Here is a 19971-nt window from a genome sequence, read left to right on the forward strand (position 1 = left end):
TTAATATCCTTGCTTGGTGTTATTACTTAGCCGTATAGGTTGAAAATATGAAATCTGTAGCCGTTATTGGAACTGGAATTATGGGTGCGGGTATTGCCGCAGGGTTTTTGGCTAGAAGCGTTCCGGTAGTCATCCTAGGAAGAAGCAAAGAGAAGGCAGATGCTTGTTTAGACAAAGCCATTAGCCTTGCAAAGAAAATTGGCGTGGATGGAGACTATGCCACCAAAGATCAAGCTGACATTAAGAAGCAGCAAGTCGTTGGAGTCTTAGAGGAATATCAAGGGTGGAATGATTGCATTTGGGTCATTGAAACCATCGCAGAAAACCTTGCACTAAAACAAGAGATCTTCAAATACCTAGATCGTGTTGTGCCACCCAATATCCCCATAGGAAGCAACAGCTCTGGATTTCCGATTAGCAAAATTGCTGAGGGTCTCAATACCGCAAATCGCATGATGGGCGCCCACTACTTTATGCCTGCTGAAGTCGTCCCGTTGGTGGAGATCGTGATGGGACAACAAACAGAGATTCAATTTGCTGAGAAAGCATGTGATCTCTATAGATCGATTGATAAGAAGCCGGTTCTAGTAAAAAAAGATATTCCCGGATTTCTAGCTAATCGCATTCAGCACGCCTTAATGAGAGAAGCATTATCACTTGTGCAAGAGGGCATTGCCACCCCAGAAGACATTGATGATGCAGTACGTTATAGCTTTGGATTTCGGTACGCAGCAGTTGGCCCAATGACTCAGAAAGAAATCTCAGGGTGGGATGGAATGGCCAATGCTGCAAAAGAGATTTACCCCTCTCTCTCCAATATCACCACCCTGCCACCTAAACTTGTGCAGATGATGACTGAAGGAAAAACCGGCATGAAAGCTGGTGAGGGATTTCGCAAATGGGCTCCAGAAGAAATTTCTCAGGTTTCCGATTCCTACTCACGCAGATTAAAGGCTGCGTTTGATGTTCTTAATATTGAGTAACAAAAAAATATTTTTTAAAGAAATTACATGATCGAAATATCTGAAAAACGCCTCATTGGTCCTATTATTCGACTACATCCAAATGACAATATTGTTGTCGCGCGAGTTGATGTGGGAATTGGGACAGAAGTACCTAGTGAAAACTTCACAAGTCGCAGCCAGGTACCAGCAGGCTACAAAATTGCCGCTAAAAAGATTCTGAAGGGCGAACCCATCCTCAAATATAACGTCACTGTAGGTTTTGCAAATACCGACATTGAGCCAGGCACCATGGTTCATAGTCACAATACCGAGTTCCGTGAATTTGATCGTGACTATGCCCATGCCAGCGAATACAAGCAAACTCAAATGCTCCCCGAGTCTGAACGCGCGACATTTCAAGGCTATGTCAGAGCGAACGGCAAAGTAGGAACTCGCAACTTCATTGGCATTTTATCTACCGTTAACTGTTCCGCCACAGTCGTTAATAGAATTGCGGAATATTTCACGCCTGAGCTTTTAAAAGATTTTCCAAATGTTGATGGTGTTGTGGCATTTAGCCATGGCATCGGCTGCGGCATGGAAATGAGTGGTGAGCCTATGCAGTTACTTCGTCGCACTATGGCAGGTTATGCACGTCACCCAAATCTTGCTGCTGCATTAATTGTGGGGCTTGGATGTGAACGCAATCAACTTAAAGGCTTAATGGAGCAAGAAGATTTAAAGGAAGGCTCTAACCTACATACCTTCATCATGCAAGAATCTGGGGGCACACGTAAAACAATTGAGGCGGGCATTGAAGCAGTAAAAGCATTACTTCCTGAAGCCAATAAGGCTAAACGGCAAACTGTATCTGCAAGCCACCTTACTGTAGGCCTTCAATGCGGCGGATCTGATGGCTTCTCATCCATCACAGCCAACCCTGCACTTGGTGCTGCTATTGATATTTTGTCTCGCCATGGTGGCACCGGCATTCTTTCTGAAACACCTGAAATTTATGGCGTTGAACATACCCTCACCCGCCGCGCAGCAAGCAAAGAGATTGGAGAAAAGCTCATTAAACGTATTCGCTGGTGGAAAGATGAATATTCCGTCGGCAGAGATGTTCAGATTAACGGCCAAGTCAGCCCCGGCAATCAAATTGGTGGACTGGCAAACATTTTCGAAAAGTCATTGGGCTCCTCAATGAAAGGCGGCACGGGACCATTAATGGAGGTCTACAAATATGCTGAGCCAGTTACTGCAAAAGGTTTTGTTTTTATGGATACCCCTGGGTTTGATCCCGTTTCGGCAACTGGTCAAATTGCAGGTGGCGCAAATCTCATTGCCTTTACTACTGGTCGTGGCTCTATGTTTGGATCTAAGCCAGCGCCCTGTATCAAGCTTGCCACTAACACCCCAATGTATCAGCGACTAACTGAAGATATGGATATTAACTGCGGGGAAATTTTGGATGGCACAGTCTCCGTCCAAGAAATGGGTCAGCGTATCTTTGAACTATTCCTCAAAACCGCCTCTGGCGAGCCATCTAAAAGCGAGCTTCTAGGCCTTGGAGATTACGAGTTTGTGCCCTGGCAAATTGGCGTAATGAGCTAATACACCTTAGAATTAATCTCTTAACGTAGTTAGGAATCAGCTAAGGATTAATACAGGCATATGAAATTTAGGGATTATTACGAGACCCTCGGCGTTGCTCGCACAGCTACCGAAGCGGAGATCAAATCAGCCTATCGCAAGATGGCCCGTAAATATCATCCAGACGTCAACAAAGAAGCTGGCGCAGAGGAAAAATTCAAAGAAATTGGTGAGGCCTATGCCGTCTTAAAGGATACCGAAAAACGCGCTGCATACGATCGCTTTGGTGCCAATTGGAAAAATGGTCAAGACTTCACGCCACCACCAAACTGGAATGAAGGCTTTGAATATTCTGATGGTGGTTTTAGTAGTGGGCATCCAGGATATGGCGGAGGATTTGAAGGAGATCAAAGCGAATTTTTTGAATCGCTATTTGGAAGAGGTAGACATCGTCAAGGCGGTAAAGGTAGCCACACGCACCAGGGTATGAATTTTAAAGGCCAAGATCATCACGCCAAAATATTGATTGATCTTGCTGATGCCTATAACGGAGCTAAACGTACTATTGCTCTTCACATGCCGACACTCGATGCCAGCGGCCACGTTACAACTCAAGAACGTAAATTGGATGTAAGTATTCCGAAAGGCATTAAAGCTGGTCAGAATCTTAGACTCTCTGGGCAAGGTGGTCCAGGCGTTGGAGAAGGACCTGCAGGCGATCTTTATCTTGAAATTGATTTTCATCCAAACCCAACATATCGGATTGATGGAAAAGATGTATTTATCGATATTCCGCTTGCACCCTGGGAAGCAGCATTGGGAACTACGGTAAATGTTCCCACTCCCGCTGGTGCTACCTTGGAGCTAAAAATACCTGCAAGCACCGTCGCCGGACGAAAGATGCGCCTCAAAGGCAAAGGCATTCCCAGCGCTGAACCTGGCGACCTATATGTAGTTCCAACAATTGCATTACCTCCGGCCGATACGGATGCTCATAAAGAAGCGTATCAAAACTTTGAGAAGGCTTTTGATTTCAACCCCAGAACTCATTTAAAGGGATGATGCCATGACACAATTAAATACAAGCAATATCACTTGGATTGAAGGCAATGTTGTCGAGAATGAAATACATATGAGCATTGTTGAGCTATCGCATGCATCTCGCACACCAGAAGACTTAATCATGGCGTGGGTGACAGAGGGGGTTTTAAGTCCTACTGGATCATCGCCTGAGGATTGGCGTTTTGGCGGAGATTCTTTACGTCGAGCAAAGACAGCAGCCCACCTCACCCATGATCTTGAGTTAAACGTTCCTGGCGTAGCATTAGCACTTGACCTACTCGATGAAATTGCACAGCTACGATCACAAATTCATCGGCGTGATTAAGTCCTTATGATTCTGAACGGCTTAGCAAGGCTTCCCAACGTTGTAACTTTTGCTCGAGCTGGTCAGTAATTTCACTTAAGCGTGCCTGCATACTAGCGGCTAACTCTGGCTCATTCTTATATAAATCAGGATTGCTCATCGCAATTCCGATATCCGCCTGCTCAGTCTCTAACTCTTCAATTAGAGCGGGCAACCCTTCTAACTCTTGACGCTCTTTGCCATTTAGCTTCTGCACGTTATTTTTAACTACTGGCTTAGTAGCCGGGGTTGGTTCAGACTCTTGCTTTATCGGAGTCTTTTGATTTTGAGTGACAGCTCGCAATTGTTCAGAACGGGCTTTCTGAATTTTCCAGTCTTCATAACCGCCCTCATATTCACGCCAGAAGCCATCACCTTCATGCGCAATGATGCTAGTCACTACATTATCTAGAAAATAGCGATCATGACTGACTAAGAAAACGGTGCCCTTATAGTCTTGCAGCAATTGCTCCAGTAAATCAAGCGTATCGATATCTAAATCATTCGTGGGCTCATCTAGAACTAAGACGTTTGCAGGTCTTGCAAATAAACGCGCTAATAACAAACGGTTGCGCTCGCCACCAGACAGGGTGCTTACTGGGGAGTTGGTTCGCTCTGGCGCGAATAAAAAATCACTCAAGTAGCTTTTTACGTGCTTTTTATTACCATTGATTTCGATCCATTCACTACCAGGGCTAATATAGTCCTCTAAGGAAGCATTTAGATTTAATCCTTCACGCATCTGATCAAAGTAAGCCACTTCAATGCGGGTACCCATGCTTGCAGATCCAGAGTCCGGTGAAATAGTTCCCAGAATTAATTTCAGCAAGGTTGTTTTGCCAGCGCCGTTTGGTCCAAGTAAACCAACCTTATCTCCGCGCAGTATCGTAGCCGTAAAGTCTTTCACGATTGGTCTATCGTAAGACTTGCTGACGTTTTGCAATTCAGCAACAATTTTGCCGCTACGCTCACCGGCAGAGACTGCAAGCTTCACCTGCCCCATTGCATCTCTGCGTTCAGCTCGACTAGCGCGAAGCTTTTCAAGACGAGCAATCCGCGCTACGCTGCGAGTGCGTCTTGCCTCGACGCCCTTTCTTATCCAAACCTCTTCTTGTGCCAAGAGCTTGTCAGCCCTTGCATTAGCCAAGGATTCTGCATTTAACTCTTGTTCTTTGAGTGCTTCATATTGAGTGAAGTTTCCTGGGTAGGTTCGCAAGATGCCGCGATCAAGCTCAACTATTTGTGTGCAGACGTTATCCAAAAATGCACGATCATGGGTAATCAAAATTACTGATCCTTGGTACTCTTTTAATAAGCCCTCTAACCACGAGATCGAATCCAAATCCAAGTGATTGGTTGGCTCGTCCAACAATAGGACATCCGGAACTTCAACCAATGCCCTAGCAAGCGCCACCCGCTTCTTTGTACCTCCAGATAGACTGCTAATTTTGAGATCGGCATCTAAATGCAAACGATCGAGAGTTTCGTGAACACGTTGCTCCCAGTTCCACCCACTCAGCGCTTCGAGTTTGGATTGCACCTCATCCAAACGATGATGAGCGGCATCATCCCACTCTCCAACGCTAAGAGCCTCATACTCTTCGCGTAAAGCTTTCGCTTCGGCAACACCCTTGGAGACCGCTTCAAAAACTGTTTCCTCTGCCTCAAATATAGGCTCTTGAGGAACATAGGCAATACGAAGACCTTGCTGATACTGCAAGAGTCCGTCATCCATTTTTTCTATGCCAGCAAGGATCTTCAGTAATGAAGATTTACCAGCACCGTTGCGACCAATTAACCCAACGCGCTCGCCCGATTCGAGCGAAAAAGCAGTGTTTGCAAGGAGGTCTACATGGCCAAAAGCCAGTTTTGCATCAGTTAGTACGATTAAAGCCATGGCGACATTATCGCCACTTCAGAAAAACAGAAGAAATTTCTCTCAATTTCTGCGAGACTAATGGCAAATGGTCTGCAAACTCACCCCTTCTGCCCCTCGACTTATCCTATTTGCGGGGCACGCTGGAACAGGCAAATCCACTCTAGCTAAAAAAGCCTTACCCCTCATCATTGAAAGAACCGGAGAAGACTTCTTCTTTTTGGATAAAGACACGGTCTATGGTGCTTTTAGCGCTCACGTAATGGAACTAACGACTCAAAACCCCAATGATCGTGATAGCCCCTTCTATCTTGAGAATTTGCGCGACTGGGAATATCGAGGATTAATTGATATCGCTCGTGAAAACTTATTACTAGGCGTAAATGTTATTTTGGTTGGCCCGTTCTCGAGAGAAATTCAGAGCGGTAACATGTTTAACCCAGAAGCTCTGGGTGTTCCTGCACAAACAAAAATCTCGATCGCCTGGATTGATCTTCAGGAGCAAGAAGCAAAGACCAGAATGGAAAAGCGCCATGATCTAAGAGATGAATGGAAGCTTGCACACTGGAATGAATACGTCAAACGCAGAATTGAACCGCCCCAACATCCATTAATACAGCGATTTGATAATCTGAATTTTGACCAGGCAAATTTTGAAAAGCTGCTAAATGATCTGATCAAATAAAAATAGAGCCCCTCAGGGGCTCTATCTCAAGAAACTAAGAACTGAATTCTTAGAACTTGTAAGTCACGCCAACGGCTGGCATTAATGGATTTAAGGTTAACTTACCAATATTTCCCAAGCTGGATAATGGTCCAGAACCAGTAACGTTAGAACTCATGGTTGCATATTTAACGTCTACGTTAACACCCCAATTTTTATCCAACATGTAGTCAGCACCAATCTGACCAACGAAGCCAACGCTACTTTGATCAACAGTAAGGCCATTATTATTTCCCAATAAAGAGAAATTATTTCTATTGCTAAATATTGTGTAGTTAATACCAGCTCCAATATAAGGCTTAAAGGAGCCTAAATCAGTAAAGTGGTATTGAAGCAGCAAAGAAGGTGGCAAAGCCCCTACGGTACCCGTGCTTGATGGTGTTAAATTTGAATAAAACTTAACTGGCTGAGGATAAGAAAGAACCAACTCAGCAGCAATATTTTTCGTAAAAAAGTAGGACACATCAAACTCAGGCAACCACTGATTAGCAGCTCTAATATTATCTTTTGCAACTCCATAACTTGTATTTGAGCCATTGGCTTGACCATTTTGCCAATCAACATAAACTGCACGCACACGCACCATCCAAGGATTTTCTTCCGCAGCATTTGCTGCAATTGGTGCTAGAGATGCAACTGCAGCCATTGCTGCTACTAGTGATTTAAGACGCATAATGATTTCCCTCTTTGTTATCAATTTCGATGAAACCATTTTCGAATGATGTAATTGAGGTGATTTGACTTAAATCAAATGATTTGCTGTTGTAATTTTTTTATTGGTTTAAAAGCAACAGCGTTTTAGCGCTTATTTGATCTAGATCAAATTGACTGTGGTTTACCCTAGAGAACCTTAGAATACGTTCCCTTAGCTTGAGATTCTCTGAGATGGCGATCAAACGTCATGACAACACGTCTAGCTAGCAATCGGCCTTTGATGGGTACATAGATCTCATCGTTATTCCACTCTAATAGACCAGCCTCTTCAAGCTCTTTCAATTCATTGACTTCAGTTTTGAAGTAGTCCTGAAACTCAATCTGATGCTCGGCTGCAAACTGTTTCGTGTCTAGGCTAAATTGACACATCAACTCGCCAATCAACTCGCGACGTAGCAAATCATCCCGATCGAGGTGTAATCCTCTGAGCACAGGCAGGTGACCTGAATCTATAGAGGCGTAGTACTCATCTAAGGTGCGGACATTTTGGGAGTAACAATCGTCCACCTTACCAATCGAAGAGATCCCAAAAGCAAGAAGGTCACATTCTGCTTGGGTTGAGTAGCCCTGAAAATTACGATGCAACTTTCCTTCTCTTTGCGCTACAGCCAATTCATCATCAGGTTTTGCAAAATGATCCATGCCGATAAATTGATACCCCGCTTCACCCAAGCGCTCAATGGTATTGGACAAAATATCCAATTTAGCTGCAGCTGGTGGAAGATCCGCTTCTGCAATACGCCGTTGCGGTTTAAAGATATGTGGCAAATGGGCATAGTTATAAACCGAGAGTCGATCCGGGTTCATTTTTAGTACAGCATCGACAGTCTCTTTAAAAGTCTCAGGAGTTTGCTTGGGTAAGCCGTAAATTAAATCAACACTGCGCGATTTAAAGCCATACTTACGCGACCAATCAATTACCGCCTGGGTTTCTTCAATAGTCTGAATCCTATGAACCGCCTCTTGCACAGCCAAATTGAAATCTTGCACGCCCAAACTGATGCGATTAAATCCTAGCTCGGCCAAAAGCTTGATATCTTGCTCCGAGACTCTGCGTGGATCAATCTCAATGGAATATTCACCCTCTGGCAACAAATCAAAATGCTGCTTAGTGTGATGCATTAACTCAATCATCTCCTCGTGAGATAAAAAGGTAGGCGTACCCCCACCCCAGTGCAATTGGGTAATGGGGATTTTTTTCTGAATACCCATAGCATTGCAAACCATTGCCATCTCTTTAGCTAAATACTTAATGTATTTAGCGCTACGGCCATGATCCTTGGTAATGATTTTGTTGCAACCACAGTAATAACAAATATTTGGGCAAAAAGGCAGATGAAAATACAGTGACAGCGGCTCATTGGTAATTGCTACACGCTGTAAAGCTCCTATGTAATCCTGCTCAGTGAATGCATTATGAAATCGGTCTGCGCTTGGATAGGATGTATATCGCGGCCCATTAATATCGAACTTTTGCAGCAACTCAGGATGAAACAGAACTTCCTTGTCTGCTGCCTTTCCTTGAGATGCTGTAGAGCTCATATGCGCTTAATGTTGAGTAGGTTCTTGCGATAAGTAATCTAATGCCACTGCTTCCGCTACTTTAATCCCATCAACCCCCGCCGACAAGATTCCGCCTGCGTAGCCAGCACCCTCACCTGCTGGATAAAGCCCTTTGATATTCAAGCTCTGGAAATTGGGGCCACGGGTAATGCGCAATGGAGAAGAGGTTCTCGTCTCAACCCCTGTCAACACAGCATCTCTCATTGAAAAACCTTTAATCTGTTTTTCAAAGGCAGGTAAGGCCTCTCGAATCGCCTCAATTGCATAAGACGGTAAGGCCTTTGCCAAATCGGTTAAATGCACACCAGGTTTATAAGAAGGGATGACGCTGCCAAACTCAGTTGATGGCTTGCCGTCAATAAAGTCACCCACTAATTGGCCTGGTGCCTCATATGTTCCACCACCCAACTCAAAAGCCTTTGACTCCAATTGACGCTGAAACTCGATTCCGGCCAAAGGGCCTCCAGGGTAATCCTCTGGCGTAATACCAACCACAATCCCAGCATTCGCATTGCGCTCATTACGAGAGTATTGACTCATACCATTAGTCACTACACGATTGGGCTCTGATGCGGCAGCCACTACAGTGCCACCAGGGCACATGCAAAAGCTGTACACAGAACGTCCATTCTTGGCATGGTGAACTAACTTGTAATCCGCAGCACCAATTAATTCATTTCCAGCATGGGGGCCTAAACGCGCTTTATCAATCAAAGATTGTGGATGCTCTATACGAAATCCTACTGAAAATGGCTTGGCCTCCATAAAAACGCCTGCATCATGTAGAGCTTTGAATGTATCGCGTGCACTATGCCCTAACGCAAGAACAACATGGCTAGCCGGTAAATCAGGATGCCCCTCAATTTTGACGCCTGTAATTTCATTATGTTGAATATCAAAGCCAATCACTTTTTGTGAAAAACGAATCTCACCACCCAAATCAATAATTTCTTGGCGAATTTTTTCAACCATTCCTACTAAGCGAAAAGTCCCAATATGAGGCTTGGCAACATACCGAATTTCTTCCGGCGCCCCCGCCCTCACAAACTCATGAATGACTTTGCGACCATAAAACTTCGGATCTTTAATTTGGCTATAGAGCTTGCCATCAGAGAAGGTTCCTGCACCTCCCTCGCCAAACTGCACATTCGATTCTGGATTGAGGATCTTTTTTCTCCACAATGCCCAAGTATCTTGAGTCCGCTCACGTACTTGCTTGCCACGTTCAAGCACGATTGGCTTAAAGCCCATTTGCGCCAATAGCAATGCGGCGAAGATTCCGCATGGCCCAAATCCAATGACGACTGGACGCAGTGCTTTACCAGCATCAATGGATGAAGGAGCCTTTGCTACAAAATGGTAGCTCGTATCAGGCGATGGTCTGATATGTGAATCATTAGAGAATTGCTTTAAAACGCCCGCTTCGTCTTTTATTGAAACGTCAACCGTATAAATAAAAGCAAGCGAGACATTTTTACGAGCGTCATAACTACGCTTAAAAATATCAAATGACATCAGTTCTGCCGGCGAAAGACGAAGTCTTTTTTGAATTGCTATCTCAAGCTCATCAGCGGAATGATCTATGGGCAGGCGCAGCTCGGTAATGCGGATCATGGGGCTTACAGTACACAGTAATTTAGGACTCTTGGGGCAAATAATACCGCTTATATGGAATTGCCTAGATATAAAGGCGATAATGCCGCATGGCTCTTCGCGCAACTATTCATAAAGCTGACCTTCACGTCGCAGATTCTGACCGCCACTACTATGGCAGTCACTCCCTCACTATTGCCAAACACCCATCAGAAACTGATGAGCGCATGATGATCCGAGTCATCGCTTTTGCGCTACAAGCCCATGATGACCTGGTTTTCACCAAAGGCTTAAGCGATACAGATGAACCTGATCTATGGATCAAAGACCTTACCGATCAAATCAAGCTATGGATTGAAATTGGTCAACCTGATGAACGTCGGATTCTAAAAGCTTGCGGTCGCGCAGAACAGGTCATTGTTTATTGCTATGGCGGACAGACCAGCAAAATTTGGTGGGACGGGATAGCCAATAAATTAACGCGGGCACGCAACCTTCAAGTTATTGCTATTCCATCCCAGCAGTCTCAAGAGCTCAATAAGCTAGTTGAGCGTAGCATGGTGCTGCATATCAACATCCAGGATGGCGAAGCCTACGTCTCCTCTGATCAGGGTCAGGTTACTATCAGTCCAGAAGTTTGGCGTAGCCTGCAAAATTAACATTTATTTATCTTTCTAGATCGATGCAGTCTGTTATTTTTGACACCAATGTACTGTTAGATATTTTTGTCTTTAACGACTTTCGAGCAATACAAATCAAGACAGCCTTAATCGATCACCAAGTGAAAGCCCTAGCCACACCAAAAACGATTGAAGAATTTGCAGACGTCATCTCAAGGCCCCTTTTTTCACTAGATCAAGTAACGCAGGAGCAAATTCTGAATCAGTGGCATCTTTTGGCAAATGTCATTGAAGATGAAGCGCTGAGCAGCGCTCCATGGCAATGCCAAGACCCTGATGATCAAGTTTTTTTAAATCTTGCTTACACCTCAAAACCCTCGGTATTGCTCAGCAAAGATAATGAACTTCTAAAGCTAGCTAAAAAAGCTGTCAAGGAGGGAGTCATCATCACTAGTATTTATTTAATTGCCTGATTGTCTGCATACCTAATTACCCAATTCCAACATCAATATCCACAAGATCTTTTTATACAAGCGACGAATGACCAAACCCAAACTAGCAAACCCCGATGACGGCCTATTTAAACCAGGGACCAAGTTGCGCCATCTCAAAACTGGTGGTTTTTATAAAGTCCTTCTATTGGCAAATATTGAGGCTACCCTTGAACCTGCCTACGTCTATGAATCCATGCAATCCCAGGATTTTTGGATTAGACCAAAATCAGAGATGGAAGATGGTCGTTTTGAGGCCCTCACAGAATAATCAAGGCAAACCATGACAGATGATCGAATTACCAATCTCGAAATTAAATTGAGCTTTACAGAAGATCTCATTGAGAAATTAAATGAGACTGTCTACAAGCAACAACAGCAAATTGAATTTCTCTATCGCGAACTTAAAGCCATCAAAGAACAGGCTAGCGCTAGTGGCTCAGGTGTGAGTAGTCTGAAAGATGAAATTCCGCCACATTATTGATGTGACTGATACCATATCGCCACCTATTTGATAAATAACCAACATATAAGGAGTCCGATATGGGCAACCTCACCCTCTTTTTAGTTCAATGGGGCTTAACCTCGCTGTCTCTTTGGGTTGCAAGCTATATTTTTAGTGGGATGAAGTTTGCTGATGGTGGGTCCTTATTAATTGCCGCCTTACTTTTAGGGTTTGCCAATGCCGTAGTAAAGCCATTGCTCATCCTATTTACTCTCCCTTTAACAATTGTGACCATGGGATTATTCTTATTAGTGGTCAACGCTTTTATGTTAATGCTGGTCTCTGCGGTGGTTAGTGGCTTTACCATTTCTGGCTTTTGGACCGCTTTCTTCGCAAGCATTTTTATTTCAATTTTTAGCCTATTTGTCAGCAGTCTCGTTTTTTAATTATTCCTATCCATGAATACAGACAACCTTCCAAAATGCCCTGCTTGCAAAGAAGATATGACCTATCCGGATGGCGATAACTATGTATGCGCCCAATGCGGACACGAATGGCCTATGTCTGAAGCCCAAGAGGAAGAAGTTGGTTTAATCGTCAAAGACGCGAATGGCAATTTATTAGCCGACGGCGATACCGTCACACTCATCAAAGATCTAAAGGTCAAGGGATCGTCCACCACGCTGAAGGTTGGCACCAAGATTAAAGGCATTCGCTTAGTCTCGGGCGACCATGAGGTCGATTGCAAAACAGAAGCAGGCAATATTCTACTAAAAGCCTGCTTCCTGAAGAAGGCTTAATCCTTCCTTTGGGTAACTAGGCAGCGCTAGCTTTTTTGAGTACTGCGTAGATCTGATCCTTTAGCAGCAACTTTTCTTTCTTGAGAGTCTCAATCTCTTCTGGAGTGCTCGGCTCCTGATGATCTTCCATCCGAAGGATCTTGGCATCTAGATTATTGTGCTTATCAAATAAATGAGAAAAATGACGGTCTGTAGTTTTAAGCTTAGTAATCAGTTCGCGGTATTCCGGAAACATAAAAATCTCCCATTTAAAAGTAATTGAAACGAAATTTGCTGCACTTAGTGCTGTGCGTGTACCACTTTTTCACAGCATACTTTCAGTGTATCAACCATCACTCCGAAGAACAATACGTCAAACCCTATATTTATATTTCTTGGGGTCATAAGATTAATGAGACTAATTTGCGGTAATATCAACAAGCGAATAGTGTGCAAACGTCAGAGCACTTCAATACAAAATACAAGGACAATCAATCATGGCTACAAAAATAGCAGCGACAAAAAAGAAGGTAGCTACTAAGAAGAAGCTAGCCCCTAAGGTGGCAAAGAAGGTTAGCAAAAAGCCTGCGGCTAAAAAGGTGAAGAAAGTATCAGCGAAAAAACCCGCATCCAAGAAAACTGCAACTAAGAAAGTCGCAGCTAAGAAACCTGCAGCCAAGAAAGCCGCACCCAAAAAAGCTACTGCAAAAAAGATATCTAACAAAGCGCCTAAAGTAGATCAGTATGGCTTAGAAAAGGATGATGAGTTTTACGGTCTTTACTTTGCCAAATCGACCAAAAAAGGATTGGTTGAAGTCAAACCCTGTACTTTCTCTCTGATGTATTGGTGGAAAGGCTTGCTTGGCTACCCAGACATGATTGAGATTTCCAAAGACAGTAATACTGCTATGTTGCAGTTTGAATCGACTTTTGGCGGTGGCGACTCTGGCGAAACTGAATTAACAGAACAAGATGTTTTGGATATCGACCACATCATTGAAGTAGATGAGGAGGAAATGCTGGTATCCCTCTACTCTTACGTCCCCATCCCAATTCCGAGCAAGGTATTAGGCGCAATCGAGCTTTCTGTTCTGAACATCAACCCCGAGACTCGCTATGGCAGCCTTGAGATCTGCACCACCGAGAATGAAGAATGTGAAACAGAGCACTTTTTACGCTATCGCGCTGCAACCTATCTACGCGGAATCAAATCTGGCAAAGTTGAGGCTATTGAAAACATGGTGACCAACGGCTCAGAATTTTTTGGCCTTGCGCTAGATGCGATGTGCGTCAATAAATCGATTAAAAAGTGGCTACTAAGCTAGCTTACTTAACAAGTAATAAAGCCGGTAAGCAAACAACACTATCTACACAAATAGTTATAGGTTGTCGGAAAGCGGTCATTGACTGTTTTCCGACTATCAATAATGGTGACATTGCGCTTTCCCAATTTCTTGCATTCAGTCAGCGCCACATCTTGAGCCTCTTCCTCTTTGGCGTCTTTAGGTGCATGCACTCCAATGGTTCCATCCGATTGCTGATAAACCCCAAAACGACTTGGCGGCGTTGAACAGGCGCTAGCAAACACTGCAATCAGAGTAGAAATGGCAAAACGAGAGAAATTCATATTGAATTCCTAATGTGAAATTGACAATCTGGCGGAGAGGGAGGGATTCGAACCCTCGATAGGTTTTACCCTACGCCGCATTTCGAGTGCGGTACATTCAACCACTCTGCCACCTCTCCGAACTTAAAAATTATAGCTTTGGGCTGGTTTTATGTTTTTAGGATAGTGATAAAAGGACTTAGTTCTGCGAACTTAAATTGGCTTTAGTACTTCTAGGCCGCCCAAATAAGGTTGCAATGCTTTTGGAATCGCAACACTTCCGTCAACGAGTTGCCTGTTCTCAATCAATGCAACCAATGTTCTACCTACTGCCAGCCCTGAACCATTGAGTGTATGAACCAATTCTGGCTTGCCCTGTCCCGACTTAAACCTAGCTTGCATACGACGCGCCTGAAAATCCCCCATGCTTGAGCATGAGCTAATCTCTCGGTAGGCATTCTGCGAAGGCACCCACACCTCTAAGTCATAGGTCTTGGTGCTACCAAAGCCCATGTCACCAGTACAAAGCAGAACCTTACGATACGGCAATTCAAGTAACTCCAAGATTCGTTCAGCATGCCCCGTTAAATCTTCAAGAGCCTGCATAGAATCATCAGGCTTCGTGATTTGTACTAACTCAACCTTATCAAATTGGTGTTGACGAATCATGCCGCGCACATCTCGTCCATAGCTACCAGCCTCAGATCGAAAGCATGGTGTATGAGCAACAAACTTTAAGGGCAGAGTATCAGCATTCACAATCTCATCACGCACAAGATTCGTTACAGGCACCTCTGCAGTTGGAATGAGATAGAAGTTTTCTGTCCTTGGCTCACCGCCCGCATTTTCTAGCTGCGCTTCTGCACCCATTTGACGAGGGACTTTGAATAGATCCTCTTCAAACTTAGGCAATTGTCCGGTACCACGCATCGATGCAGCGTTCACCATATAAGGCGCATACACTTCTTGATAACCATGATTACTTGAATGTGTATCAATCATGAATTGCGCTAGAGCACGATGTAACCGGGCAATAGGCCCCTTGAGTACGACAAATCGTGAACCGCTAATTTTTGCAGCAACTTCAAAATCTAAGCCCAATGGACCACCAAGATCCACATGATCTTTAATTTCAAAATCAAAAGTGGGTTGCTCGCCCCAACGCTTGATTTCTTTATTCTCAGTCTCATCCTTGCCGGTTGGCACGGACTCATCTGGCAAATTCGGAATACCCATCAAGAAATCGGATATCTCTGCCTGCAGAGTTGCTAAGCGTGCGGCACCCGATTCCATGTCGACATTTACTTGCGAAACTTCAGCCATCTCGGCAGAAGCATCTTCACCCTTACCCTTCTTCATACCAATCGCTTTAGAAAGCTGATTGCGTTTTGCCTGAAGCTCTTCCGTGCGAGTTTGTAGTGATTTACGCTCAGACTCTAAGGTGTTGAACTTTTCAACATCTAGCTGGAATTTACGAGCAGCTAGTCGGGCTGCAACTGCGGCGATATCTTTACGAAGAAGTTGTGGATCAATCATGTATTGCTCGATATATAAGGGTTTAGTTGCTATCTACTATTTACTATCTACTACCTGCATGGACTCTAGTTTAAGCGTAAGACTTCAGCACCTGCAGGAGGCATGAAATTAAAGCGATTTGCCGGCAGATTGACGTTGAGCTGAATTTTATCCAGCGTTACCAATACGACACTTCCAAGGCCATCAATAAGCTCCAAAGCTTTTGGCAGGCCATTACTCATACCAATCGATATCTTTGTATATGGCAGATCATTTTTATTCTTAGCGTTTGGATCTTTCTTGGGTACCAATGCGACCCATTTCATTCCTAGACGCTCTTCGCCGTCGACTAAATCGAAATGCTGGTCTAAAGAGCTATCGCCAAACAGGATTGCCGCTGGGGTTGAAGCTAGAGCTTGTCCAGCAGGCCTAAAGGTTGCCTGATTTAGATCTTTATCCCACAACACCAATTGAGTTCCATTGGTGATGAGTTTTTGCTCGTATGGTTTTTGTGTTTCCCATACAAAGCGACCAGGTCGCTGAAAAACAAAATGGCCTTCGGTTTGGCGAACCAGCTTTAAGCCTTTGTCTTGCGGTTCATTTGCTTTAGGTGCTCGTAACTGCTGCTGAACAAAGTCTCCTTCAGCCGTTTTGGAATTGCGCACAAATTGGCGTAATTGCTCGGACCCCGTCTCACCTTCAGCCAACGCCAAGTTTGACAGCGTAATACTTATAAAACCTATGAATACTGCAGACCAAAATTTTTGCAAAGGACGCTTACTCCGAAGGGCGATGAAGAATCTCGCGATTACCGCCATTACCCATCTTAGAAACAAGCCCTGCTTTTTCCATATCTTCTAAGAGACGCGCTGCACGGTTATAACCAATCCGTAGATGGCGTTGCACCAGAGAGATTGATGGGCGTTTATTTTCTAAAACAATAGCGACAGCTTGATCATAGAGTGGATCCGCTTCGCCACCACTCTCACCAGTCAGTGAGTCAATGCTGGACTCATCGGCACCTTCGAGCACACCATCAATATAGTTAGCCTCGCCCTTCTCTTTGAGCCATTCCACCACGCGATGCACCTCATCATCAGAGACAAATGCGCCGTGAACGCGTACTGGCAAACCAGTGCCAGGCGCCATATACAACATATCACCCATGCCCAAGAGTGTTTCCGCACCCTGTTGATCCAAAATCGTGCGGCTATCAATCTTGCTACTGACTTGAAATGAAATACGCGTTGGTACGTTTGCCTTAATCAATCCAGTAATCACATCGACGCTTGGACGTTGTGTAGCTAATACCAAGTGAATACCTGCGGCACGCGCTTTTTGCGCAATCCGCGCAATCAACTCCTCAATCTTCTTGCCAGAGACCATCATGAGGTCAGCCAACTCGTCAATCACAATCACGATGACTGGCGCTTTATAAATTGGCTCTGGGTCTTCAGGCGTCAAACTAAATGGATTGGTAAGCTTTTCGCCCTTCTCTTCAGCTTCGGCAATTTTCTTATTAAAGCCCCCTAAGTTACGTACGCCAAACTTACTCATTAGCTTATAGCGACGCTCCATCTCATTCACAGCCCAGTTGAGTGCGTTATACGCTTGCTTCATATCGGTGACAACAGGGCAAAGCAAATGGGGAATCTTGTCGTAGATCGCCATCTCTAGCATCTTAGGATCAATCATGATCAAACGCACTTCATCAGGCTTAGCCTTAAAAAGCAGCGACAAAATCATGGCGTTGATACCAACCGACTTACCGGCACCAGTAGTACCCGCTACTAGGCAGTGTGGCATTTTTGCTAAATCGGCAACCATTGGGCTACCAGAAATATCCTTACCAAGTGCTAGGGTCAATATGGAATGGTTATCGTTGTAGACCTGTGAAGTCAAAATCTCAGACAGGTATACCGACTGACGCGTTGGGTTTGGCAATTCCAGAGCCATACAAGTTTTGCCCGGAATGGTTTCTACCACTCGCATGCTGACTACCCCCAAAGAGCGAGCCAAGTCACGGGATAGATTCACAATCTGACTACCCTTCACACCCACTGCTGGATCAATCTCGTAGCGGGTTACTACAGGACCAGGATAAGCAGCAATAACTGTTACCTGGACGTTAAATTCTGCCAACTTACGCTCAATCAAGCGCGAGGTAAATTCCAACACATCAGCTGAAATAGTTTCCTTTGCTTCTGGAACGGGATCAAGCAATGCTAACGGGGGCAATTCTGAATCAGGAATATCCACGAATAGGGGTTGCTGCTTCTCGCGCTCAACCCGCGCACTCTTTGGAATCTCAACTGGCGCGCGCACAATTTGTACAGGCGTTGCGATTTCAACGCGCCCACGAATTTCTTCTACAAACTCTTCGCGCTCTTCAGCTGCCGCTTCGCCTAATTTACGATCCTCTTCGCTATCACGACGCTCGCGAAGTCGGTGATAAGAGACCTCCAAAAAGCGCCCCACTTTTTCAGCGACATCCAGCCATGAGAAGTGCAAGAACAAGGAGAGCCCTGCGCATAAGCCAAACAACAAAACTAAAGTGGCTCCAGTAAAACCTAAACTCATCTGCATGGGGTCGCCAATCAACTCACCCAAAATACCGCCAGGTGGCCGTGGTAACTCCCAAGTTAAGGAATGCAAACGGATCGATTCAAGGCCCATGCTACAGACCAAAGTCAGGCTAAAGCCGAGCCAACGCATTAATAACGAATCTGGTTTTGCTTCAGGATCTGGCGGCAAGGGGATGCTCCAAAGCTCACGCCAACCCTGCAGGACGCGGCGCCCAAAGAGCACTACCCACCAAAATGCGGATGCTCCGAAGATGTAGAGCATTAAATCAGCCAAATAGGCGCCAAAACGACCGCCCAGATTCTTAGGGGCCTCAAAGCTAGCATGGGACCAGGCTGGGTCAGCCTTGGAATAGGTCAGCAATACAGCAAATAAACCCAAGCAAAGCCCCAGGGAGATAAACCAGCGAACCTCTAAGAGAAGGCGGGGCATCCTACCCTGACCATCGCTACTCGGGGGTTGGGGGGTCATTGGGGTCTTAGACTTTGGGTATACGGTTCTCGCCATGTTCTACCGATTGTAAACAAGCAATTCTATAATTTGGGTATGACTACAAATACCCCAAAACACTCCAAAGTTCTCATTCTCGGATCTGGCCCTGCCGGCTATACCGCTGCGGTTTATGCTGCCCGAGCCAATCTCAAGCCCACCCTCATTACTGGCCTAGCCCAAGGGGGTCAATTAATGACCACCACTGACGTTGAAAACTGGCCAGCAGACCCAGAAGGGGTTCAAGGGCCAGAGCTCATGGATCGCTTTTTAAAGCATGCCGAGCACTTTAATACTGAAATCATCTTTGACCATATTCATACGGCCGCCCTTAAAGAAAAGCCTATTCGCCTTGTAGGTGACGCAGGAACCTATACCTGTGATGCACTCATTATTTGCACAGGCGCTTCTGCTCAATACATTGGCCTACCCAGTGAAGAGGCATTCATGGGTCGCGGTGTATCTGGATGCGCAACTTGTGATGGTTTTTTCTATCGCAACCAAGATGTTTGCGTTGTAGGCGGCGGTAATACTGCAGTTGAAGAAGCGCTCTATCTCACTGGCATTGCCAAGAAAGTGACCGTGATTCATCGCCGCGATAAATTCCGCGCCGAACCAATCCTCAACGATCGACTTATGGCCAAAGTTGCTGAAGGCAAAGTGGAGTTGAAATTAAATTCCACACTTGATGAAGTTCTCGGCGATGAAAAAGGTGTGACTGGTGTGCGTATTAAAAAACAAGATGGCAGCACGGAAGATATCGCCGTTACGGGTGCCTTTATTGCTATTGGTCACAAACCCAATACCGAATTATTTGTAGGTCAATTGGATATGAATAACGGTTACCTCAAAACCCATTCAGGCCTTGAAGGCAATGCTACTGCCACCAATATCCCTGGCGTGTTTGCCGCTGGTGACGTTCAAGACCACATCTATCGCCAAGCGATCACGAGCGCTGGAACAGGTTGTATGGCTGCACTTGATGCACAACGCTACCTAGAGTCACTCTCTTAAACAGCAATTCTGTAGTG

At 45.0% G+C, this 19971-nt stretch carries 22 protein-coding genes and 1 tRNA gene; 13 read left to right on the top strand and 10 right to left on the bottom strand.

The window, feature by feature from the left end:
- Nucleotides 1-47: 47 nt before the first annotated feature.
- The 4 genes from NHB34_RS05870 to NHB34_RS05885 are packed head-to-tail and all read left to right on the top strand — an operon-like array spanning nucleotide 48 to nucleotide 3924.
- The gene (locus NHB34_RS05870; RefSeq protein ID WP_353426712.1) at nucleotides 48-983 is read left to right on the top strand and encodes a 3-hydroxyacyl-CoA dehydrogenase NAD-binding domain-containing protein; all 936 of its coding nucleotides are present in this window, start codon (nucleotides 48-50) and stop codon (nucleotides 981-983) included.
- A gap of 27 nt (nucleotides 984-1010) precedes the next feature.
- Complete coding sequence (locus NHB34_RS05875) at nucleotides 1011-2558, top strand: altronate dehydratase family protein (protein ID WP_353426713.1); 1548 nt, start codon at nucleotides 1011-1013, stop codon at nucleotides 2556-2558.
- Nucleotides 2559-2618: 60 nt separating this feature from the next.
- Nucleotides 2619-3599 carry a DnaJ C-terminal domain-containing protein gene (locus NHB34_RS05880; RefSeq protein ID WP_353426714.1) on the top strand — a complete coding sequence of 327 codons (981 nt, stop codon included), beginning with the start codon at nucleotides 2619-2621 and terminating at the stop codon, nucleotides 3597-3599.
- A gap of 4 nt (nucleotides 3600-3603) precedes the next feature.
- Nucleotides 3604-3924, top strand: coding sequence for a chaperone modulator CbpM (locus tag NHB34_RS05885; protein ID WP_353426715.1), 321 nt, complete (start codon nucleotides 3604-3606; stop codon nucleotides 3922-3924).
- A gap of 4 nt (nucleotides 3925-3928) precedes the next feature.
- On the opposite strand, the gene NHB34_RS05890 is transcribed toward NHB34_RS05885, so the two are convergent.
- The gene (locus tag NHB34_RS05890; RefSeq protein WP_353426716.1) at nucleotides 3929-5839 is read right to left on the bottom strand and encodes an ATP-binding cassette domain-containing protein; all 1911 of its coding nucleotides are present in this window, start codon (nucleotides 5837-5839) and stop codon (nucleotides 3929-3931) included.
- Between the two features lie 67 nt (nucleotides 5840-5906).
- Here NHB34_RS05890 and NHB34_RS05895 point away from each other — a divergent pair, with 67 nt between their 5' ends.
- Complete coding sequence (locus NHB34_RS05895) at nucleotides 5907-6503, top strand: AAA family ATPase (protein WP_353426718.1); 597 nt, start codon at nucleotides 5907-5909, stop codon at nucleotides 6501-6503.
- A gap of 49 nt (nucleotides 6504-6552) precedes the next feature.
- Here the strand turns inward: NHB34_RS05895 and NHB34_RS05900 are convergent, their stop codons facing one another.
- The 3 genes from NHB34_RS05900 to NHB34_RS05910 all read right to left on the bottom strand — a co-directional run bounded on the left by NHB34_RS05900 (nucleotide 6553) and on the right by NHB34_RS05910 (nucleotide 10433).
- Nucleotides 6553-7215 carry an OmpW family outer membrane protein gene (locus NHB34_RS05900; RefSeq protein WP_353426719.1) on the bottom strand — a complete coding sequence of 221 codons (663 nt, stop codon included), beginning with the start codon at nucleotides 7213-7215 and terminating at the stop codon, nucleotides 6553-6555.
- 167 nt (nucleotides 7216-7382) lie between these two features.
- Complete coding sequence (gene hemN / locus NHB34_RS05905) at nucleotides 7383-8798, bottom strand: oxygen-independent coproporphyrinogen III oxidase (protein ID WP_353426720.1); 1416 nt, start codon at nucleotides 8796-8798, stop codon at nucleotides 7383-7385.
- Nucleotides 8799-8804: 6 nt separating this feature from the next.
- Nucleotides 8805-10433 (bottom strand): NAD(P)/FAD-dependent oxidoreductase, encoded by a 1629-nt coding sequence (locus tag NHB34_RS05910; protein ID WP_353426721.1) that lies wholly within the window; start codon nucleotides 10431-10433, stop codon nucleotides 8805-8807.
- A gap of 89 nt (nucleotides 10434-10522) precedes the next feature.
- On the opposite strand from NHB34_RS05910, the gene NHB34_RS05915 reads away from it, so the two are divergent.
- The 6 genes from NHB34_RS05915 (at nucleotide 10523) to NHB34_RS05940 (ending at nucleotide 12768) form a co-directional block, all read left to right on the top strand.
- Nucleotides 10523-11071, top strand: a complete 549-nt coding sequence (locus NHB34_RS05915) for a YaeQ family protein (protein WP_353426722.1) — start codon at nucleotides 10523-10525, stop codon at nucleotides 11069-11071.
- A gap of 23 nt (nucleotides 11072-11094) precedes the next feature.
- Complete coding sequence (locus NHB34_RS05920; RefSeq protein WP_353426723.1) at nucleotides 11095-11505, top strand: putative toxin-antitoxin system toxin component, PIN family; 411 nt, start codon at nucleotides 11095-11097, stop codon at nucleotides 11503-11505.
- A 67-nt stretch (nucleotides 11506-11572) separates the two neighbouring features.
- The gene (locus NHB34_RS05925) at nucleotides 11573-11794 is read left to right on the top strand and encodes a hypothetical protein (RefSeq protein WP_353426725.1); all 222 of its coding nucleotides are present in this window, start codon (nucleotides 11573-11575) and stop codon (nucleotides 11792-11794) included.
- A gap of 12 nt (nucleotides 11795-11806) precedes the next feature.
- Nucleotides 11807-12007, top strand: coding sequence for a SlyX family protein (locus NHB34_RS05930; protein WP_353426726.1), 201 nt, complete (start codon nucleotides 11807-11809; stop codon nucleotides 12005-12007).
- Nucleotides 12008-12066: 59 nt separating this feature from the next.
- Nucleotides 12067-12414: a phage holin family protein gene (locus NHB34_RS05935; RefSeq protein ID WP_353426727.1), complete on the top strand. Its 348-nt coding sequence runs from the start codon at nucleotides 12067-12069 to the stop codon at nucleotides 12412-12414.
- Nucleotides 12415-12426: 12 nt separating this feature from the next.
- Nucleotides 12427-12768, top strand: coding sequence for a zinc ribbon domain-containing protein YjdM (locus tag NHB34_RS05940; RefSeq protein WP_353426728.1), 342 nt, complete (start codon nucleotides 12427-12429; stop codon nucleotides 12766-12768).
- Nucleotides 12769-12784: 16 nt separating this feature from the next.
- Here NHB34_RS05940 and NHB34_RS05945 read toward each other — a convergent pair whose 3' ends face one another.
- The gene (locus NHB34_RS05945) at nucleotides 12785-13003 is read right to left on the bottom strand and encodes a DUF465 domain-containing protein (protein ID WP_353426729.1); all 219 of its coding nucleotides are present in this window, start codon (nucleotides 13001-13003) and stop codon (nucleotides 12785-12787) included.
- Nucleotides 13004-13244: 241 nt separating this feature from the next.
- Between NHB34_RS05945 and NHB34_RS05950 the strand changes: the two genes are divergently transcribed.
- Complete coding sequence (locus tag NHB34_RS05950; RefSeq protein WP_353426730.1) at nucleotides 13245-14072, top strand: hypothetical protein; 828 nt, start codon at nucleotides 13245-13247, stop codon at nucleotides 14070-14072.
- A 38-nt stretch (nucleotides 14073-14110) separates the two neighbouring features.
- Here the strand turns inward: NHB34_RS05950 and NHB34_RS05955 are convergent, their stop codons facing one another.
- From NHB34_RS05955 to NHB34_RS05975, 5 genes are all read right to left on the bottom strand, one after another.
- The gene (locus NHB34_RS05955; RefSeq protein WP_353426731.1) at nucleotides 14111-14374 is read right to left on the bottom strand and encodes a hypothetical protein; all 264 of its coding nucleotides are present in this window, start codon (nucleotides 14372-14374) and stop codon (nucleotides 14111-14113) included.
- 29 nt (nucleotides 14375-14403) lie between these two features.
- Nucleotides 14404-14493 (bottom strand) — tRNA-Ser (locus NHB34_RS05960).
- A 73-nt stretch (nucleotides 14494-14566) separates the two neighbouring features.
- Nucleotides 14567-15889 (bottom strand): serine--tRNA ligase, encoded by a 1323-nt coding sequence (gene serS, locus NHB34_RS05965; RefSeq protein WP_353426733.1) that lies wholly within the window; start codon nucleotides 15887-15889, stop codon nucleotides 14567-14569.
- 65 nt (nucleotides 15890-15954) lie between these two features.
- Nucleotides 15955-16686 carry an outer membrane lipoprotein carrier protein LolA gene (locus NHB34_RS05970; RefSeq protein ID WP_353426734.1) on the bottom strand — a complete coding sequence of 244 codons (732 nt, stop codon included), beginning with the start codon at nucleotides 16684-16686 and terminating at the stop codon, nucleotides 15955-15957.
- A complete protein-coding gene (locus tag NHB34_RS05975; RefSeq protein ID WP_353426735.1) occupies nucleotides 16646-18922 on the bottom strand; it encodes a DNA translocase FtsK 4TM domain-containing protein in 2277 nt (758 codons plus the stop codon). The genes NHB34_RS05970 and NHB34_RS05975 overlap by 41 nt, the downstream gene beginning before the upstream one ends.
- Before the next feature lie 75 nt (nucleotides 18923-18997).
- Here NHB34_RS05975 and trxB point away from each other — a divergent pair, with 75 nt between their 5' ends.
- Nucleotides 18998-19954 carry a thioredoxin-disulfide reductase gene (gene trxB / locus NHB34_RS05980; RefSeq protein WP_353426736.1) on the top strand — a complete coding sequence of 319 codons (957 nt, stop codon included), beginning with the start codon at nucleotides 18998-19000 and terminating at the stop codon, nucleotides 19952-19954.
- Nucleotides 19955-19971 lie beyond the last annotated feature (17 nt).

This window comes from Polynucleobacter sp. MWH-UH19D (assembly GCF_040409795.1).
Lineage (GTDB): Bacteria > Pseudomonadota > Gammaproteobacteria > Burkholderiales > Burkholderiaceae > Polynucleobacter.

Coding starts and splice junctions, on each gene's coding strand:
- serS (WP_353426733.1), bottom strand. CDS start 15,889: ATGATTGATCCACAACTTCTTCGTAAAGATATCGCCGCAGTTGCAGCC.
- NHB34_RS05890 (WP_353426716.1), bottom strand. CDS start 5,839: ATGGCTTTAATCGTACTAACTGATGCAAAACTGGCTTTTGGCCATGTA.
- NHB34_RS05880 (WP_353426714.1), top strand. CDS start 2,619: ATGAAATTTAGGGATTATTACGAGACCCTCGGCGTTGCTCGCACAGCT.
- NHB34_RS05915 (WP_353426722.1), top strand. CDS start 10,523: ATGGCTCTTCGCGCAACTATTCATAAAGCTGACCTTCACGTCGCAGAT.
- NHB34_RS05895 (WP_353426718.1), top strand. CDS start 5,907: ATGGTCTGCAAACTCACCCCTTCTGCCCCTCGACTTATCCTATTTGCG.
- NHB34_RS05955 (WP_353426731.1), bottom strand. CDS start 14,374: ATGAATTTCTCTCGTTTTGCCATTTCTACTCTGATTGCAGTGTTTGCT.
- NHB34_RS05975 (WP_353426735.1), bottom strand. CDS start 18,922: ATGACCCCCCAACCCCCGAGTAGCGATGGTCAGGGTAGGATGCCCCGC.
- NHB34_RS05920 (WP_353426723.1), top strand. CDS start 11,095: ATGCAGTCTGTTATTTTTGACACCAATGTACTGTTAGATATTTTTGTC.
- NHB34_RS05910 (WP_353426721.1), bottom strand. CDS start 10,433: ATGATCCGCATTACCGAGCTGCGCCTGCCCATAGATCATTCCGCTGAT.
- NHB34_RS05935 (WP_353426727.1), top strand. CDS start 12,067: ATGGGCAACCTCACCCTCTTTTTAGTTCAATGGGGCTTAACCTCGCTG.
- NHB34_RS05930 (WP_353426726.1), top strand. CDS start 11,807: ATGACAGATGATCGAATTACCAATCTCGAAATTAAATTGAGCTTTACA.
- hemN (WP_353426720.1), bottom strand. CDS start 8,798: ATGAGCTCTACAGCATCTCAAGGAAAGGCAGCAGACAAGGAAGTTCTG.
- NHB34_RS05885 (WP_353426715.1), top strand. CDS start 3,604: ATGACACAATTAAATACAAGCAATATCACTTGGATTGAAGGCAATGTT.
- NHB34_RS05900 (WP_353426719.1), bottom strand. CDS start 7,215: ATGCGTCTTAAATCACTAGTAGCAGCAATGGCTGCAGTTGCATCTCTA.
- NHB34_RS05950 (WP_353426730.1), top strand. CDS start 13,245: ATGGCTACAAAAATAGCAGCGACAAAAAAGAAGGTAGCTACTAAGAAG.
- NHB34_RS05875 (WP_353426713.1), top strand. CDS start 1,011: ATGATCGAAATATCTGAAAAACGCCTCATTGGTCCTATTATTCGACTA.
- NHB34_RS05970 (WP_353426734.1), bottom strand. CDS start 16,686: ATGGCGGTAATCGCGAGATTCTTCATCGCCCTTCGGAGTAAGCGTCCT.
- NHB34_RS05870 (WP_353426712.1), top strand. CDS start 48: ATGAAATCTGTAGCCGTTATTGGAACTGGAATTATGGGTGCGGGTATT.
- trxB (WP_353426736.1), top strand. CDS start 18,998: ATGACTACAAATACCCCAAAACACTCCAAAGTTCTCATTCTCGGATCT.
- NHB34_RS05925 (WP_353426725.1), top strand. CDS start 11,573: ATGACCAAACCCAAACTAGCAAACCCCGATGACGGCCTATTTAAACCA.
- NHB34_RS05945 (WP_353426729.1), bottom strand. CDS start 13,003: ATGTTTCCGGAATACCGCGAACTGATTACTAAGCTTAAAACTACAGAC.
- NHB34_RS05940 (WP_353426728.1), top strand. CDS start 12,427: ATGAATACAGACAACCTTCCAAAATGCCCTGCTTGCAAAGAAGATATG.